General features: G+C 51.2%; 13 protein-coding genes, 1 tRNA gene and 1 pseudogene. 6 read left to right on the forward strand and 9 right to left on the reverse strand.

Annotated elements, in window-relative coordinates:
• Positions 1-3 precede the first annotated feature (3 nt).
• Entirely contained in the window at positions 4-903 is a 900-nt protein-coding gene (gene lysO, locus A7098_RS08300) for an L-lysine exporter LysO (protein ID WP_105280635.1), read from the reverse strand.
• Between the two features lie 476 nt (positions 904-1,379).
• On the reverse strand, positions 1,380-2,075 hold the full coding sequence (aqpZ, locus tag A7098_RS08310; RefSeq protein ID WP_010347562.1) for an aquaporin Z: 696 nt from the start codon (positions 2,073-2,075) through the stop codon (positions 1,380-1,382).
• Between the two features lie 423 nt (positions 2,076-2,498).
• Between aqpZ and A7098_RS08315 the strand changes: the two genes are divergently transcribed.
• On the forward strand, positions 2,499-4,157 hold the full coding sequence (locus A7098_RS08315; RefSeq protein WP_000599824.1) for an ATP-dependent endonuclease: 1,659 nt from the start codon (positions 2,499-2,501) through the stop codon (positions 4,155-4,157).
• Here A7098_RS08315 and A7098_RS08320 read toward each other — a convergent pair.
• Positions 4,154-5,110: a VirK/YbjX family protein gene (locus A7098_RS08320; protein WP_137598424.1), complete on the reverse strand. Its 957-nt coding sequence runs from the start codon at positions 5,108-5,110 to the stop codon at positions 4,154-4,156. The two genes, A7098_RS08315 and A7098_RS08320, sit on opposite strands and share 4 nt — an antisense overlap.
• A gap of 150 nt (positions 5,111-5,260) precedes the next feature.
• On the opposite strand from A7098_RS08320, the gene macA reads away from it, so the two are divergent.
• Positions 5,261-6,376 carry a macrolide transporter subunit MacA gene (gene macA, locus A7098_RS08325; protein ID WP_000797455.1) on the forward strand — a complete coding sequence of 372 codons (1,116 nt, stop codon included), beginning with the start codon at positions 5,261-5,263 and terminating at the stop codon, positions 6,374-6,376.
• A pseudogene (macB, locus tag A7098_RS08330) lies at positions 6,373-8,318 on the forward strand (macrolide ABC transporter ATP-binding protein/permease MacB). Before macA ends, macB begins: the two are co-directional and overlap by 4 nt.
• A 72-nt stretch (positions 8,319-8,390) precedes the next feature.
• On the opposite strand, the gene cspD reads toward macB, so the two are convergent.
• A complete protein-coding gene (gene cspD / locus A7098_RS08335) occupies positions 8,391-8,615 on the reverse strand; it encodes a cold shock-like protein CspD (RefSeq protein WP_000410785.1) in 225 nt (74 codons plus the stop codon).
• A 149-nt stretch (positions 8,616-8,764) separates the two neighbouring features.
• Between cspD and A7098_RS24200 the strand changes: the two genes are divergently transcribed.
• From A7098_RS24200 to clpA, 3 genes are all read left to right on the forward strand, one after another.
• A complete protein-coding gene (locus tag A7098_RS24200) occupies positions 8,765-8,839 on the forward strand; it encodes a hypothetical protein (protein WP_212741843.1) in 75 nt (24 codons plus the stop codon).
• 98 nt (positions 8,840-8,937) lie between these two features.
• Positions 8,938-9,258: an ATP-dependent Clp protease adapter ClpS gene (clpS, locus tag A7098_RS08340; protein WP_000520781.1), complete on the forward strand. Its 321-nt coding sequence runs from the start codon at positions 8,938-8,940 to the stop codon at positions 9,256-9,258.
• A 30-nt stretch (positions 9,259-9,288) separates the two neighbouring features.
• The gene (clpA, locus tag A7098_RS08345) at positions 9,289-11,565 is read left to right on the forward strand and encodes an ATP-dependent Clp protease ATP-binding subunit ClpA (protein ID WP_000934072.1); all 2,277 of its coding nucleotides are present in this window, start codon (positions 9,289-9,291) and stop codon (positions 11,563-11,565) included.
• 403 nt (positions 11,566-11,968) lie between these two features.
• On the opposite strand, the gene A7098_RS08355 is transcribed toward clpA, so the two are convergent.
• The 5 genes from A7098_RS08355 to cydD form a co-directional block, all read right to left on the reverse strand.
• Positions 11,969-12,056 (reverse strand) — tRNA-Ser (locus A7098_RS08355).
• A 253-nt stretch (positions 12,057-12,309) separates the two neighbouring features.
• Positions 12,310-12,528 carry a translation initiation factor IF-1 gene (infA, locus tag A7098_RS08360; RefSeq protein WP_001040187.1) on the reverse strand — a complete coding sequence of 73 codons (219 nt, stop codon included), beginning with the start codon at positions 12,526-12,528 and terminating at the stop codon, positions 12,310-12,312.
• A 284-nt stretch (positions 12,529-12,812) separates the two neighbouring features.
• Positions 12,813-13,517 (reverse strand): leucyl/phenylalanyl-tRNA--protein transferase, encoded by a 705-nt coding sequence (gene aat / locus A7098_RS08365; protein WP_001241665.1) that lies wholly within the window; start codon positions 13,515-13,517, stop codon positions 12,813-12,815.
• A gap of 44 nt (positions 13,518-13,561) precedes the next feature.
• Positions 13,562-15,283 carry a cysteine/glutathione ABC transporter ATP-binding protein/permease CydC gene (gene cydC, locus A7098_RS08370; protein WP_105280636.1) on the reverse strand — a complete coding sequence of 574 codons (1,722 nt, stop codon included), beginning with the start codon at positions 15,281-15,283 and terminating at the stop codon, positions 13,562-13,564.
• On the reverse strand, positions 15,284-17,050 hold the full coding sequence (gene cydD / locus A7098_RS08375) for a cysteine/glutathione ABC transporter permease/ATP-binding protein CydD (protein ID WP_105280637.1): 1,767 nt from the start codon (positions 17,048-17,050) through the stop codon (positions 15,284-15,286).
• Positions 17,051-17,169 lie beyond the last annotated feature (119 nt).

Genomic DNA, 17,169 nt, shown 5'->3' on the forward strand with positions numbered 1-17,169 from the left:
GTATTACGCAGAGAAAAGGGCGATCAGAATTGGCACTAACAGACTAAGAATAAAACCGTGAACAATCGCCGCTGGAACCATCTCCAGCCCGCCTGTCCGCTGAAGCACGGGCAGGGTGAAATCCATTGATGTGGCACCGCACAAACCCAATGCTGTTGAGCGACTGCGACGGATAAGACCGGGGATGAGCATAATGGCGATTAGCTCACGAGCCAGATCATTAAAAAACGCCGCGCTTCCGATTACCGGCCCAAAAGATTCGGTCAACAAAATACCGGAAAGAGAATACCAGCCGAAACCGGAGGCCATTGCCAGCGCGGTATTGATGGGGAGATCAAGAATAAAGGCGTTAATTAAGCCACCAATTAAAGAACTGGCAACCACCACTACAGCGACAATCATTCCCCGGCGATTAAGGACAATCTGCTTTAAGGTCATGCCATTATTGCGTAGCTGAATACCGACGAGAAAAAGTAACAGAATTAAGGTGTATTCGCTGGCTTCAGTGGCGTGTTGTAAGAAACCTAATCCGCTAAGGCCAATGGCAAAACCAATTACGACTACGCCGCACAGTTTTAGCGACTCCAGCGCCATCGCAATACGTGACGGAAGTTTTTCTTGCTGATGGTGGTTGCGCCACGGCAGACCGCGCTCCAGCCACATAAGGGCGGCAATATTACACAGTAAAATAACGGTAATACTGACGGCAGAATAATGCAGAATCGCCAACAGGTTACTGGCGAGGTTATCGAGAAACGCCAGACTGATACCCATAAAAAAGAGAATGAGATAGACCATCCAGCTTAATAGCTGATTAATGCGTTTTAACGCAGCTTTTTGGCGAAGTGGAATGAGGTAACCCACAATCAGGGGAACCAGAATGATTAACAGCCCAGAAAACATGAAAACTCAGTCCTTGCAAAGAAGAAGTCGAAATGCGCGATGACACACTACTGAAAGCAGAAGGATGAGTAAAGTTGCAATTAAAAGGAAATGTTATGCACAAGAAGGGGACTGCGTTGAGCTTAAAGATCTCGTCATTCTATTTGAGAGCTTAACATTGTTGCACTCCTTTCATGTGCAATGCCATATAAAGCCACTGGTGCAAGGAGCGCGCAGGGGGCGGCCAGTCGCCGCCGCCCCCTGCACCCCCGGGCTCTGGCGAACAAAATCGCCGCTGCGCGGTGCCTTCAGCTTATCCCCTTCGGCTACCGGGTCGGGCGCGAGGTAACGTCCCTGTAAGACGCGCCCTCAGCCCACATCCATGTGGGCTGCCCCGGCCTTCGGGGAACGCTTCAGCGATTTTGACGCCACCAACACCCGTGCGGTTTGTAACGTCGAAGATAAAACAATCAGGGCAGATAAAATGCCAATGCTAATTAATCACGTTTTTCCAGCAGAGTACGGTAAATCAGACCACCGATAATACCGCCGACAATTGGCACCACCCAGAAGAACCACAGTTGTTCTAATGCCCAACCGCCCTGGAAGATAGCAACCGCAGTACTGCGCGCCGGGTTAACGGAAGTGTTAGTCACCGGAATACTGATTAAGTGAATCAGTGTTAATGCCAGACCAATGGCAATGGGTGCAAAACCCGCCGGAGCGTATTTGTCGGTTGCGCCGTGGATCACCAGCAGGAAACCCGCACTCAGTACCAGTTCAACCACCAGTGCAGAAAGCATGGAATAACCGCCCGGTGAATGCTCGCCATAACCGTTAGAAGCAAAACCGCTGGCTGCCGCGTCAAATCCAGCTTTGCCGCTGGCAATTAAATACAGCAATGCCGCCGCCACAATACCGCCGACAACCTGGGCAATCACATAGCCAACGACTTCTTTTGCCGGGAAACGACCGCCTGCCCATAAACCAATAGTGACCGCCGGGTTAAAATGACCACCAGAAATATGACCGACAGCGAAGGCCATGGTCAGTACGGTCAGACCAAAAGCCAGCGCGACACCAGCAAAACCAATGCCTAATTCCGGGAACGCTGCTGCCAGCACTGCGCTACCGCAGCCACCAAATACAAGCCAGAAAGTACCAAAACATTCAGCTGCTAATTTTCTGAACATATCCACCTCAATTAAAAATTGACCCTGTGAAAAATATGGTCGTTTTATAGGGTCGTCGTAAAAAAGTGACGACAGAAATAATGCGTGGGTATTTTAAAAACGAAGGCGAGTCATTCGCCAGATAAATAAATCCAGTAATTTTGATTTAGGGCAATAGTCAGTTCCCTCATATAGTCATTTGCCTGATTGACATTGTAGTGCAAACAACTGAATTAAGCCTTTGGTGGTAACAAAAATAATTCATAAGCTAATTATTTGATTTTGTTGTTTTTTCAGGGGGATCGTTAAGAGGGTATATAACACAATTATTCGCTCATTTTTCAGTCATTTGCCATGCTTAATTGTGCTGTCATCACGTATTGTCACCGTCTTTCTCGTTATACTGCCGGAGTAGAAGATAAATAACATATTTCTGGAGGGGATATGATTCTTGAGCGCGTTGAAATTGTGGGTTTTCGCGGTATCAACCGTTTATCGTTGATGCTGGAACAAAACAATGTCCTGATTGGGGAGAACGCGTGGGGTAAATCCAGCTTGCTGGACGCTTTAACCCTGCTGTTATCGCCAGAGTCAGATCTCTACCATTTTGAGCGCGACGATTTCTGGTTTCCGACGGGAGATATCAATGGGCGGGAACATCATCTGCATATCATTTTGACCTTCCGCGAATCGCTGCCAGGCCGGCATCGGGTGCGCCGCTATCGTCCGCTGGAAGCGTGCTGGACGCCGTGCGCCGATGGCTATCACCGTATTTTTTATCGCCTAGAAGGGGAGAGTGCGGAAGACGGCAGTGTGATGACACTCCGCAGTTTTCTCGATAAAGACGGACATCCGATTGATGTCGAGGATATTAACGATCAGGCACGCCATCTGGTGCGTTTAATGCCGGTGCTGCGCTTGCGTGATGCCCGTTTTATGCGCCGTATTCGTAGTGGCACGGTGCCAAATGTCCCCAATGTGGAAGTCACCGCACGCCAGCTCGATTTCCTCGCCCGTGAGTTATCCTCGCATCCACAAAATCTCTCTGATGGGCAGATTCGTCAGGGACTTTCGGCAATGGTGCAACTGCTTGAGCATTATTTCTCTGAGCAGGGCGCCGGACAGGCGAGATATCGTTTAATGCGGCGGCGAGCCAGCAATGAGCAACGAAGCTGGCGATATCTGGATATCATCAACCGGATGATTGACCGGCCTGGAGGTCGCTCGTATAGGGTTATTTTGCTCGGCCTGTTTGCCACTTTATTGCAGGCAAAAGGGACATTACGGCTGGATAAAGACGCCCGTCCATTATTGCTGATAGAAGATCCAGAAACCCGTTTACACCCCATTATGCTTTCCGTTGCCTGGCATCTGCTGAATCTTCTGCCATTGCAACGTATTGCTACAACCAACTCTGGCGAGCTGCTTTCGTTAACACCGGTAGAGCATGTTTGCCGTCTGGTGCGTGAATCTTCTCGCGTTGCCGCCTGGCGTCTGGGGCCGAGTGGCTTGAGTACTGAAGATAGCCGACGCATATCCTTTCATATTCGTTTTAATCGTCCGTCATCGCTGTTTGCTCGCTGCTGGTTGCTGGTGGAAGGGGAAACAGAAACCTGGGTTATCAATGAACTGGCGCGCCAGTGTGGACACCATTTCGATGCCGAAGGGATCAAGGTCATTGAATTTGCCCAGTCCGGGCTAAAGCCACTGGTTAAATTTGCCCGGCGAATGGGGATTGAATGGCATGTACTGGTCGATGGCGATGAAGCAGGGAAGAAATATGCCGCTACGGTACGCAGCCTGTTGAATAACGATCGGGAAGCTGAACGAGAACATTTAACGGCGTTACCGGCGCTGGATATGGAACATTTTATGTATCGCCAGGGATTTTCCGATGTGTTCCACCGCGTGGCGCAGATCCCGGAAAATGTGCCGATGAATCTGCGCAAAATTATCTCGAAGGCGATCCATCGCTCTTCCAAACCCGATCTTGCCATTGAAGTGGCAATGGAGGCCGGCCGTCGTGGTGTGGAATCCGTACCGACGCTGCTGAAAAAAATGTTCTCACGCGTGCTGTGGCTGGCGCGCGGTCGGGCAGATTAACCGCGAAACATCGTTGCCATCTGTGGCTGAATGGCGTCGAGCATCTCATAGCGCCGACGGTATTCAGCTCGTTTTTTACTGGCGATTTCGGCAACTTCTTTTCGTGCTATCAGTGCCGGAAGGCGGTAATGGCGTTCAGCATCACATACGCCGCCAACCGATTCCCAGAAAGCGTTGTAATCTGCATGGATCTTGCCTTCTTTATCGCGATAACGCAGGCTGCGGTAAATATGCGTTTCATTACTGACGGCAATGATTTGCTCTACCTGTAAACGTTGGGCAAACAGGCAGGCCGCTTCCATCACGAGGCGTTTTGGAAATAGCCCGTGGCAGGCTTTCGTCGCATTCTGAATTTCCTGATGCGGAATTTCCCATTTCGCACCTTGCAGTCCACCAATAAACATCGTTCTTTTCCCCTGATATTCACACAGGGTAAAAGTGATCTCTGCCAGAGGAATACCTTCACTGTTGCGGAACAGGATTGTGCTGTCACCTTCTTTATCCATTGAGATCATCATGGTCAGCTCAAGCGTGAACGGCTCACCATTTTTACCTTCCAGCTTCGCCAGTTGCAGGCCGGGGGTATTCAAATATAAGCTGAATTCTTCTGCCGACATACACGCACGCAGCAATGCATAATGGTAACGTAGCGCCTCGAGTAATTGCTTACGGCTAAGATTGGCGGCAAGGTAAGGGCGATGCAGACGAACAGGCAGTCGCGGCTGGCGTGTTAACAGCGTATTGAGATTAGGCCAGTGGGATAGTTCGTTCATCCATTCAACGCTTAAGCGCGGCATAATCAACGAGCGCAGCAAAAATTTCTGACGAAAGCTACGTCGGTGCCAGAATTTACCTGGTCGACACTGTCCACGTGCCAGACTAAGAAAAAGAGACAGGCTGCTGAGAGATTCAGATGGCGTAAAGGACCGTTCAGTTAGCTGCGACATATTCATGAAATCAATGGTTGTACATGACGCCGATTTCACCATTGCGTATCTTAACCAAACATCAATAGTGTGATTACTAACGTAAATTTTAGGGTTTTGTTGATATTTCGTTGAAGTTGATGACCCGGATTGGCATATGGAGTATTCAGAATATTTATGAAAAATCGGAGAACCGTGAAGAAACGTTACGTTATTGCGCTGGTGATAGTCATCGCCGGGCTGATTGCGTTATGGAGAATTCTCAACGCGCCCGTGCCGACTTATCAGACACTGATTGTTCGCCCCGGTGATTTGCAGCAAAGCGTACTGGCGACCGGAAAGCTGGACGCGCTGCGTAAGGTTGACGTGGGCGCGCAGGTTAGCGGTCAGTTGAAAACGCTGTCGGTGGCGATTGGCGATAAAGTTAAAAAAGATCAGCTTTTAGGGGTTATTGATCCTGAGCAGGCTGAAAACCAGATCAAGGAAGTGGAAGCAACACTGATGGAGCTGCGCGCGCAGCGGCAACAGGCGGAAGCGGAGTTGAAACTGGCGCGGGTGACGTATTCACGTCAACAACGTCTGGCGCAAACGCAGGCGGTTTCACAACAGGATCTCGACACCGCCGCGACGGAGATGGCTGTGAAACAGGCGCAAATCGGCACTATTGACGCGCAAATCAAGCGCAATCAGGCCTCTCTCGACACCGCTAAAACCAATCTTGATTACACCCGCATCGTTGCCCCGATGGCTGGGGAAGTCACGCAAATCACCACTCTGCAAGGTCAGACGGTGATTGCCGCACAACAAGCACCGAACATTCTGACGCTGGCGGATATGAGCACCATGCTGGTAAAAGCGCAGGTTTCTGAAGCGGACGTCATCCACCTGAAGCCGGGGCAAAAAGCCTGGTTTACGGTGCTTGGCGATCCGCTGACGCGCTACGAAGGGCAGATTAAAGACGTGCTACCGACGCCGGAAAAGGTTAACGACGCCATTTTCTACTATGCCCGTTTTGAAGTCCCAAACCCCAATGGTTTGCTGCGACTGGATATGACCGCACAGGTTCATATTCAGCTCACCGATGTGAAAAACGTGCTGACGATCCCTCTGTCAGCGTTAGGCGATCCGGTTGGTGATAATCGTTATAAGGTTAAATTGTTGCGTAATGGTGAAACACGCGAGCGTGAAGTGACGATTGGCGCACGTAACGATACCGATGTTGAGATTGTCAAAGGGCTGGAAGCGGGCGATGAAGTGGTGATTGGTGAGGCCAAGCCAGGAGCTGCGCAATGACGCCTTTGCTCGAATTGAAGGATATTCGCCGCAGCTATCCCGCTGGGGATGAGCAGGTCGAGGTGCTGAAGGGCATCAGCCTTGATATTTATGCCGGTGAGATGGTGGCGATTGTCGGCGCTTCGGGGTCTGGTAAATCGACCCTGATGAATATTCTCGGCTGCCTGGATAAAGCCACCAGCGGCACCTATCGCGTTGCCGGTCAGGATGTTGCCACACTGGACGCCGATGCGCTGGCGCAACTGCGCCGCGAGCATTTTGGCTTTATTTTCCAGCGTTACCATTTGCTTTCGCATTTAACCGCCGAGCAGAACGTTGAAGTACCCGCCGTCTATGCCGGTCTTGAGAGGAAACAGCGACTGCTGCGCGCCCAGGAGTTACTGCAACGACTGGGGCTGGAAGACCGCACAGAATATTACCCTGCGCAGCTTTCCGGCGGTCAGCAACAGCGCGTCAGTATCGCGCGGGCATTGATGAACGGCGGGCAGGTGATCCTTGCCGATGAACCGACCGGCGCACTGGACAGCCATTCTGGCGAAGAGGTCATGGCGATCCTGCATCAGTTACGCGATCGCGGGCACACGGTGATTATTGTCACCCACGATCCGCAGGTCGCTGCTCAGGCCGAGCGGGTGATCGAAATTCGCGACGGCGAAATCGTGCGCAATCCGCCCGCTATTGAAAAGGAGAATGTTGCTGGCGGGACGGAGCCTGTAGTCAAAACGGCGTCTGGCTGGCGGCAGTTTGTCAGCGGTTTTAACGAGGCGCTGACGATGGCGTGGCGGGCGCTGGCAGCGAATAAAATGCGTACTTTACTGACCATGCTGGGGATTATTATCGGTATTGCGTCGGTGGTTTCTATTGTCGTGGTGGGCGACGCCGCCAAACAAATGGTGCTGGCGGATATTCGTTCTATTGGTACGAATACTATTGATGTCTATCCCGGGAAAGATTTTGGCGATGACGATCCGCAATATCAACAGGCGCTGAAATACGACGACTTAATCGCTATTCAAAAACAACCGTGGGTCGCCTCTGCCACCCCGCTGTCTCGCAAAACCTGCGCCTGCGTTATAACAATGTTGATGTAGCTGCCAGTGCCAATGGCGTGAGCGGCGATTATTTCAATGTCTATGGCATGACCTTCAGCGAAGGCAACACCTTTAATCAGGAGCAACTCAACGGTCGCGCGCAGGTCGTCGTTCTCGACAGTAATACCCGCCGTCAGCTTTTCCCGCATAAAGCGGATGTGGTTGGCGAGGTGATTCTGGTTGGTAATATGCCAGCGAGGGTCATCGGCGTAGCGGAAGAAAAACAGTCGATGTTTGGTAGCAGTAAAGTGCTGCGCGTGTGGTTGCCTTACAGCACGATGTCCGGGCGAGTTATGGGACAGTCGTGGCTTAACTCAATTACCGTAAGAGTGAAAGAAGGCTTTGACAGCGCCGAGGCGGAACAGCAACTGACGCGTTTGTTGTCGCTGCGTCACGGCAAAAAGGATTTCTTCACCTGGAACATGGACGGCGTCTTGAAAACCGTCGAAAAGACCACACGTACTTTACAACTGTTTCTGACGCTGGTGGCGGTGATTTCGCTGGTGGTCGGAGGCATTGGTGTAATGAACATTATGCTGGTGTCAGTGACCGAGCGAACGCGGGAAATTGGCATTCGCATGGCTGTGGGGGCGCGAGCCAGCGATGTACTGCAACAGTTTCTGATCGAAGCCGTGCTGGTTTGTCTGGTGGGTGGCGCGTTAGGGATCTCTCTTTCGCTGTTAATCGCTTTCACCTTGCAGCTTTTTTTACCCGGCTGGGAAATTGGCTTTTCTCCGTTGGCGCTGCTGCTGGCGTTTCTTTGCTCGACCATAACCGGGATTTTATTCGGCTGGCTGCCTGCGAGAAATGCGGCACGGCTGGATCCAGTGGATGCTCTGGCGCGAGAGTAGTATTTGAGATAAAAATGCCAGCCGATCGGGCTGGCATTTTGCCTGTAGGATGTACACAATGAGACAGAAGAGCTATGCGACTGCCGCTTCTACTTCGACGGGCACAATAACACTGGCATGATTGCCTTTTGGCCCCTGGTGGACATCAAACTGAACGGATTGCCCAGCTTTTAGCGTTCTGTAACCATCCATCTGGATGGTGGAATAATGAGCGAAAATATCTTCGCCGCCGCCTTCAGGGCAGATGAAACCAAACCCTTTGGCATTGTTGAACCACTTAACAGTACCCTTTTCCATGCTTCGACATCCTTCGCAAATCTTATACAAGTAAGATGGAATAAACCGGGGTCAGAGAGGGGGCAGTTCAAAACCTCGCCAACTCTAGAAATACAATTTAGAGAAATAGGGCGAGTCGTCAAGCGTTTGACAGGGGGCAGGGGGTAGGTATGCATCAAAAATTTGAAGCAGTTAACGCTATTGACAGTAATGTGACTGATGTCGCTGATGCCAACGATAGATGATACTTATCTATTATGTGGAGTAGATTGGTCAGGCAAATAAGCTCTTGTCAGCGGCAGAGCGTTCTGCCGATAACCGTAACCGAAGATGATAACTGACAATGGGTAAAACGAACGACTGGCTGGACTTTGATCAACTGGCGGAAGAAAAAGTGCGTGACGCGCTAAAACCGCCATCTATGTATAAAGTGATATTAGTCAATGATGATTACACTCCGATGGAGTTTGTTATTGACGTGTTACAAAAATTCTTTTCTTATGATGTAGAACGTGCAACGCAATTGATGCTCGCTGTTCACTACCAGGGGAAGGCCATTTGCGGAGTCTTTACCGCCGAGGTTGCAGAAACCAAAGTGGCGATGGTGAACAAGTACGCGAGGGAGAACGAGCATCCATTGCTGTGTACGCTGGAAAAAGCCTGAATGCAGGCATAAAAATTGGGGGAGGTGCCTATGCTCAATCAAGAACTGGAACTCAGTTTAAACATGGCTTTCGCCAGAGCGCGCGAGCACCGTCATGAGTTTATGACCGTCGAGCACTTGTTACTGGCATTGCTCAGTAATCCGTCTGCTCGGGAGGCGCTGGAAGCATGTTCCGTGGATCTGGTGGCGCTCCGTCAGGAACTGGAAGCCTTTATTGAACAAACCACACCCGTTCTGCCTGCCAGTGAAGAGGAGCGCGACACACAGCCGACGCTGAGTTTTCAGCGTGTACTGCAACGTGCGGTCTTCCATGTACAGTCCTCCGGTCGCAGTGAGGTTACCGGTGCGAATGTTCTGGTTGCTATCTTTAGCGAACAGGAGTCACAGGCGGCGTATCTGTTGCGCAAACATGAAGTCAGCCGTCTCGATGTGGTGAACTTTATTTCTCATGGCACGCGTAAAGACGAGCCATCTCAGTCTTCTGAACCAGGAAACCAGCCGAGCAGTGAAGAACAAGCTGGTGGGGAGGACCGTATGGAGAATTTCACGACTAACCTGAACCAGCTTGCACGCGTGGGAGGAATCGACCCGCTGATTGGTCGTGAGAAGGAACTGGAGCGCGCCATTCAGGTTCTCTGTCGCCGCCGTAAAAACAACCCGCTGCTGGTCGGGGAGTCTGGCGTCGGTAAAACCGCCATTGCGGAAGGTCTTGCCTGGCGTATTGTTCAGGGCGATGTACCGGAAGTGATGGCTGACTGTACGATTTACTCCCTCGATATCGGTTCTCTGTTAGCGGGCACCAAATATCGCGGCGACTTTGAAAAACGTTTCAAAGCATTGCTTAAACAACTTGAGCAGGATACAAACAGCATCCTGTTTATTGATGAGATCCACACCATCATCGGCGCAGGTGCAGCCTCTGGCGGTCAGGTGGATGCAGCTAACCTGATCAAACCGTTGCTCTCCAGCGGTAAAATTCGCGTAATTGGTTCGACAACCTATCAGGAGTTCAGCAACATTTTCGAGAAAGACCGTGCTTTGGCGCGTCGCTTCCAGAAAATTGATATTACTGAACCGTCGATCGAAGAAACTGTTCAAATCATCAACGGCCTGAAACCGAAGTACGAAGCGCACCACGACGTGCGTTATACCGCGAAAGCGGTGCGTGCGGCGGTAGAGCTGGCGGTGAAATACATAAACGATCGTCATCTGCCGGATAAAGCGATTGACGTTATCGACGAAGCGGGCGCTCGCGCACGCCTGATGCCGGTAAGCAAGCGCAAGAAAACGGTCAATGTGGCGGATATTGAGTCCGTGGTAGCTCGTATTGCACGTATTCCAGAGAAGAGCGTTTCTCAGAGTGACCGCGATACGCTGAGAAACCTCGGTGATCGCCTGAAAATGCTGGTCTTCGGTCAGGATAAAGCCATTGAGGCGCTGACTGAGGCTATCAAGATGGCGCGTGCGGGTTTAGGCCACGAACATAAACCGGTCGGTTCGTTCCTGTTTGCTGGTCCAACTGGGGTCGGGAAAACCGAGGTGACGGTACAGCTTTCCAAAGCCCTGGGCATTGAGCTTTTACGCTTTGATATGTCCGAGTATATGGAGCGTCATACCGTCAGCCGCCTGATTGGTGCACCTCCGGGATACGTTGGTTTTGATCAGGGTGGTCTGCTGACCGATGCGGTGATCAAACATCCGCACGCGGTGCTGCTGCTGGACGAAATCGAGAAAGCGCATCCGGACGTATTCAACATTCTGTTGCAGGTGATGGACAACGGCACGCTGACCGATAACAACGGACGCAAGGCAGATTTCCGTAACGTGGTGCTGGTGATGACCACCAACGCCGGGGTACGTGAAACCGAGCGCAAATCTATTGGCCTTATCCACCAGGATAACAGCACCGATGCGATGGAAGAGATCAAGAAGATCTTTACGCCAGAGTTCCGTAACCGTCTCGACAACATTATCTGGTTCGATCATCTGTCAACCGACGTAATCCATCAGGTGGTGGATAAATTCATCGTCGAGTTGCAGGTTCAGCTGGATCAAAAAGGTGTTTCTCTGGAAGTGAGTCAGGAAGCACGTAACTGGCTGGCCGAGAAAGGTTACGACCGGGCAATGGGTGCACGTCCGATGGCTCGCGTCATTCAGGACAACCTGAAAAAACCGCTCGCTAACGAACTGCTGTTTGGCTCGCTGGTGGACGGCGGCCAGGTCACCGTTGCACTGGATAAAGAGAAAAATGAGCTGACCTACGGATTCCAGAGTGCGCAAAAGCACAAGGCGGAAGCAGCGCATTAATCTGATTGTTAGGTAGGTTGGTGAAGTCCGTAATCTCGAAAGAGGTTACGGACTTTTTGTTTATGGGGTGGAGGAGGTTCAGACCCTTTTTTTAATGATGATGGTAAGTTGTTGATAATTAGTCCTGCGGGAAGGTAAGGATAAAAAAGGGTGGTAGCAGGAAAATGAGATGGTTTTGCTTTATTAACAACGGGCTAAACGTGTAGTATTTGAGTTCACTGCTGTACAGGCAGCTTAGAAAGTGCGCTTTAGCGAGGAATCAAAAGCCATTCGGTTCACTGCCGTACAGGCAGCTTAGAAATTCACAGGTAACATACTCCACCCGCCCACCATGTTCACTGCCGTACAGGCAGATAAAATGCGAAAAAAAGCTCGCACTTTCGTACGAGCTCTTCTTTAAATATGGCGGTGAGGGGGGGATTCGAACCCCCGATACGTTGCCGTATACACACTTTCCAGGCGTGCTCCTTCAGCCACTCGGACACCTCACCAAATTGTTTTGCTGCCAAATCTCATGGGTGGCAACGGGGCGCTACTATAGGGAGTTGGAGTAAAACGGTCAAGAAGAATTTTAATGATAATTATTGTTTGCTCATACTGTAAACAACTTGTGCAGTATATCTACATCGAGACAAGTTATGGACTTATACTTCCAAAGTACTTCATACATATCACAAAATAAAAAGGCCGGTTAAACCGACCTTTTATTCGTTCTTTCTCTTCGCCCATCAGGCGGCAAAACAATCAGCGACTACGGAAGACAATGCGGCCTTTGCTCAGGTCGTACGGGGTCAGTTCAACAGTCACTTTGTCGCCCGTCAGGATGCGGATGTAGTTTTTGCGCATTTTACCGGAGATGTGTGCAGTAACCACGTGACCGTTTTCTAACTCTACGCGGAACATGGTGTTAGGCAACGTTTCAAGAACGGTGCCTTGCATTTCAATATTGTCTTCTTTGGCCATCTAATCCTCTGGGGTATCACTACCGTAATTTGAACCGGCAAGATAATGCCGAAGTTCTGTAAATAAGTAAAGATTTGCGCGCTAAATCGCAACAAACAGGTTTGGCACATAACTCCGAAAACACACGGCTAAGCCGCACCAAAAGCGCAACGTATAAGGGAGCGGTGAGATAAACGGTGGGCGTTACCTGACGCGAAAAATTCCTTATCGGCAGCGGAGTAATGAGCGTAACCAACTCTGCGACCGCAATTATAACACTCTGGAGAGAAATGTGCCGAAAACATTCATTTCTGAGGCGAAAACAATTGCCGTGGCACCCAGAAGTTATTCGGCAATCGTTCCGGGCGCATTTGATTAAGATAATTGAGGTAATCCCTGCGGGGAATTTCGCAGGCGCCAAGCGAAGCTGTGTGATCATTAAGCACCTGACAGTCGATTAATTTGCCACCGTGATGGATAAATTCTTCGCAGAATACCAGGAGCGCCGTTTTGGACGCATTTTCCATGCGGCTGAACATCGACTCACCACAAAATAACGTTCCCTGCGCCACGCCATATATGCCGCCGACAAGCTCGTCTTCACGCCAGACTTCAATCGAGTGGGCATGACCCAACTCGTGCAGGCGGTAGTAGGCTTCAACCACGTCGCGCGTGATCCAGGTTCCTTCTTCGCGATCGCTGGCACAACCTTCAATAACCTGACCAAAGGCGTAATTCATTGTGACACGATAGGGCGAGCGTTTATGAAAGCGTTTCATACTGCGACTAATATGCAGTGATTCTGGCCATAATACCGCGCGAGGGTCGGGCGACCACCACAGAATAGGGTCGCCAGGAGAAAACCACGGAAAAATACCGCGTTGATAAGCCATTAACAGACGCGCAGGGCTTAGATCGCCCCCCAGCGCCAGCAAGCCGTTAGGCTCACGTAATGCGCCTTCCGGGGAAGGGAAGGCTATTGAATGGCGAGAAAGCTGAACCAGGCGCATGACCGCAAAACTCCACTACGCAAGTCGGATCGTTCAATAATAGCTCACAAACCCTGCTTAAACTGGTAATAACGCCCCTGTCTGGCAAGCAGTTCTGCGTGAGTACCTTGCTCAATAATTTGTCCGTTGTCCATCACAATTATTTGCTGGAAACGAGAGAGACCGCGAAGTCGATGGGTGACCATTAACACCGTTTTCTCACGCATCATTTCTGCAAGTAATTCAAGGATCTGGCTTTCAGTTGTGGCATCTAAGCCTTCGGTTGGTTCGTCCAGCAATACCAGTGGAGCATCGTGTAATAGCGCACGGGCGATAGCCAGACGGCGCAGTTCGCCACCGGAGAGTTGGCGTCCACCTTCACCCAGCCAACTGTTGAGTCCTGCGTCTTCAAGCAGCTTCTCCAGACCGACGCGGCGCAAGATCTCCGCCAGAGCCTCATCACTGCTGCCTGGTGCTGCAAGTAACAGATTATCTCGCAGCGTTGCGCTAAACAGATGTACACGCTGTGGCACAACGCTGATGGTCTGGCGCAGAGTCGCTTCATTCAGGCTGGCTATAGAGCTACCGTTAAGCAAAATCTCGCCCTGTTGTGGGTCCCATGCGCGAGTCAGCAGTTGTAACAGTGTTGATTTACCGCATCCCGTTCGACCGAGAATCGCAATATGTTCTCCGGCGTTTGCCTGAAGGGAAATCCCTTTAAGAGCTTGCTGTGATTGCTCAGGATAAGTGAACTGAACATCACGTAACGTCACGGAAACCTGATCGGCAACATGGGTTTGGGTATCAGGGAAGGTGACTTCCGGTTTTTGATCCGTTAAGTCAGTGATCCGTACTGCAGAGGCAATGACTTGCCCCAGATGCTGAAATGCACCTGTCACCGGCGCCAGAGCCTCAAACGCAGCTAACGCACAGAAGACAAACAGGGCAATTAACGCGCCGGGTTGAGGATTGCCACCAACGCCGCCAGACGCCATCCACAGCATCAGGATCACCGCTAACGCGCCAATGAGCAGCATTATCGCTTGCGATAAAGCGGTTAGTTCAGATTGACGGCGTTGCGCTTCCAGCCACTGAATTTCAGTATTCTCTAACTGCGTACGATAACGATCGCTGGCACCAAAAATGGTCAGTTCAGCTTGCCCTTGCAGCCAGGCTGTCAGTTGCTGGCGATACTGCCCGCGAAGATGAGTCAGATTATGCCCTGTGCTTTTACCAGCACGATAAAATAGCGGAGGCATCAGGAACAACGTCAGCAACATAATGCTGCCCAGCGTGAAGGCGAGGGTGAAATCGAGGAAGCTTAACCCAATTGTCACCACCATAATCACCACAAAAGCGCCCACCAGCGGTGAGATAACGCGCAAATAAAGATGATCGAGCGTATCAACATCCGCCACGACGCGGTTGAGCAATTCGCCCTGACGATAGCGCGCCAGCCCGGCAGGGGAGAGCGGCAAAAGTTTACTGAAGGTGTAAATGCGCAGATGCTGCAATACGCGGAAAGTCGCGTCATGACTCACCAGACGTTCAAAATAACGCCCTGCGGTACGGGTGATTGCCGCGCCACGCACCCCTGCGGCGGGGAGCATATAGTTGAAGCTGTACAGTCCTGCAACGCCCGCAACCGCTGAGGCGGAGAGGAACCAGCCGGAAAGCGTCAACAGACCGATACTGGCGAGCAGAGTAATAATCGCCAACACAATACCAAGGCTTAACATCCATTTATGACGTTTATACAGAGCCAGATAGGGTAGCAAAGCGCGCATTTAAATCTCCTCCTGACGATGAGCCAGCAATGTAGCGAAAGGACCGTTAGCCACGCTTAATTCCGCGTAACGCCCTTGCTCAATAATCTGACCATCCTGCATCACCCATATGGCGTCCCAGTCAGCAAGATCTTCTAACTGGTGGGTGACCATTAACGTAGTCTGGCGCAAAGAGGCGGCATTCAGCGCCTCCATCACTCGCTGTTCACTGTGTGCATCCAGGCTGGCAGCGGGTTCATCCAACAGTAATAGCGAACAGGGATGCAGTAATGCGCGAGCCACCGCCACGCGTTGCGCCTGCCCCACGGAAAGGCGGGCAGCCTGGTCGCCAACAGGCGTATCAACTCCTTGTGGCAGGAGCGGTAGAAACTCACTGACCCAGGCGTTATCCAGTGCTGTTTGTAACTCTTGTTCGCTGGCATCAGGTCGCGCCAGTAGCACATTGTCCCGTAGTGTTGCTGCTGGTAATTGTGGATTTTGCCCAACCCAGGAGAGATGTTTACGCCACGATTCCGGTGATAAATCACGTAATTCTATCCCGTTGACCCGTAGTGATCCCTGATATGAGAGAAAACCGGAAAGCGCATTAAGCAGTGAACTTTTACCTGAACCGCTACGACCAACCAACACCGCACGTTGACCTGCTGGCAAAGTAAAGTTCAGCGGTCCGGCCAGCATTTTACCTTCCGGCGATGTGATAAACAGATCCTCGGCCTCAATGGTCACCGGATCTGTCGATGTTAATTCCGTCTCACCGCGCTGCGGATGGGCGAGCGGGGTTTCCATAAACGTTTTCAGACTGTCCGCCGCGCCAACAGCCTGGGCTTTAGCATGATAAAACGTACCGAGATCGCGCAATGGCTGGAAAAACTCCGGCGCAAGTATCAGCGCCAGAAAACCCGCAGCCAGCGTCACGCCAGTATCATAGTGACCAAAATCCAGCTCGCCGAGATAGGAAAAACCAAAGTACACCGCCACAAGGGCAATCGACAGCGAGGTAAAGAACTCCAGTATGCCAGAGGATAAAAATGCCAGCCGCAGCACTTCCATTGTCCGTTGACGGAAATCTTCCGAAGCAGAACGAATGCTTTCAATTTCAGCTTCACCACGACCAAAAATACGCAGCGTTTCCATGCCGCGCAGGCGATCGAGGAAATGCCCACTTAAGCGAGCAAGTGCGAGAAAGTTACGTCGGTTTGCATCGGCGGCGCCCATTCCAACTAACGCCATAAACAACGGGATTAACGGCGCAGTGCCCAGCAGAATAAGCGCCGCAGCCCAGTTAGAAGGGAATATTGCTACCACAATCAGCAGCGGCACCGACACTGCCAGCGCCATTTGTGGCAGGTAGCGAGCATAGTAATCATGCATATCGTCAATTTGCTCGAGTACCAGCGTCGCCCAACTCCCCGCTGGTTTGCCCTGAATCCACGCTGGTCCTGCTTGCTGCAAACGGTCGAGAACCTGGCGGCGGATGGCAAAACGGATATGCTGCCCGGCGTGATAACCCACCCGTTCGCGCAACCAGACCACCCATGCGCGCAACACAAAGGTCAGCACCAGTAAAGTAAAGGGCAGAAGCAGGGCTTCGCGGGGGATGTTCTCCATAATCATGTGCTGCAGAATACGCGCCATGAACCAGGCCTGGGCAATTATCAATATGCCACTTACAAAGCCCAACAGACGAGAAATATTCAGCCACCGTTGGGAGATGACGCTTTGCTGTTTTAACCAGCGGGTTAACTCTTTTTGACGGGATTTATTCATTGCACGCTTAGCAGGTGAGTTATCAGAATTTTTTGCAGGGCAATGTTACAACGGAGGAATAATAAAGGCGACCCATAGTCGCATGGTGTCGCCTTCTTTACTTTTGTTACTGATTTGTA

The organism is Escherichia sp. MOD1-EC7011 (assembly GCF_002965005.1).
In the GTDB taxonomy this organism is placed as follows: Bacteria; Pseudomonadota; Gammaproteobacteria; order Enterobacterales; family Enterobacteriaceae; genus Escherichia; species Escherichia ruysiae.

Bases quoted from the DNA above. Each gene is read 5' to 3' on its own strand.
- aqpZ (WP_010347562.1), bottom strand. From the start codon at position 2,075: ATGTTCAGAAAATTAGCAGCTGAATGTTTTGGTACTTTCTGGCTTGTA.
- macA (WP_000797455.1), top strand. From the start codon at position 5,261: ATGAAAAATCGGAGAACCGTGAAGAAACGTTACGTTATTGCGCTGGTG.
- cydC (WP_105280636.1), bottom strand. From the start codon at position 15,283: ATGCGCGCTTTGCTACCCTATCTGGCTCTGTATAAACGTCATAAATGG.
- lysO (WP_105280635.1), bottom strand. From the start codon at position 903: ATGTTTTCTGGGCTGTTAATCATTCTGGTTCCCCTGATTGTGGGTTAC.
- A7098_RS08315 (WP_000599824.1), top strand. From the start codon at position 2,499: ATGATTCTTGAGCGCGTTGAAATTGTGGGTTTTCGCGGTATCAACCGT.
- cspD (WP_000410785.1), bottom strand. From the start codon at position 8,615: ATGGAAAAGGGTACTGTTAAGTGGTTCAACAATGCCAAAGGGTTTGGT.
- aat (WP_001241665.1), bottom strand. From the start codon at position 13,517: ATGCGCCTGGTTCAGCTTTCTCGCCATTCAATAGCCTTCCCTTCCCCG.
- A7098_RS08320 (WP_137598424.1), bottom strand. From the start codon at position 5,110: ATGAATATGTCGCAGCTAACTGAACGGTCCTTTACGCCATCTGAATCT.
- cydD (WP_105280637.1), bottom strand. From the start codon at position 17,050: ATGAATAAATCCCGTCAAAAAGAGTTAACCCGCTGGTTAAAACAGCAA.
- clpA (WP_000934072.1), top strand. From the start codon at position 9,289: ATGCTCAATCAAGAACTGGAACTCAGTTTAAACATGGCTTTCGCCAGA.
- clpS (WP_000520781.1), top strand. From the start codon at position 8,938: ATGGGTAAAACGAACGACTGGCTGGACTTTGATCAACTGGCGGAAGAA.
- infA (WP_001040187.1), bottom strand. From the start codon at position 12,528: ATGGCCAAAGAAGACAATATTGAAATGCAAGGCACCGTTCTTGAAACG.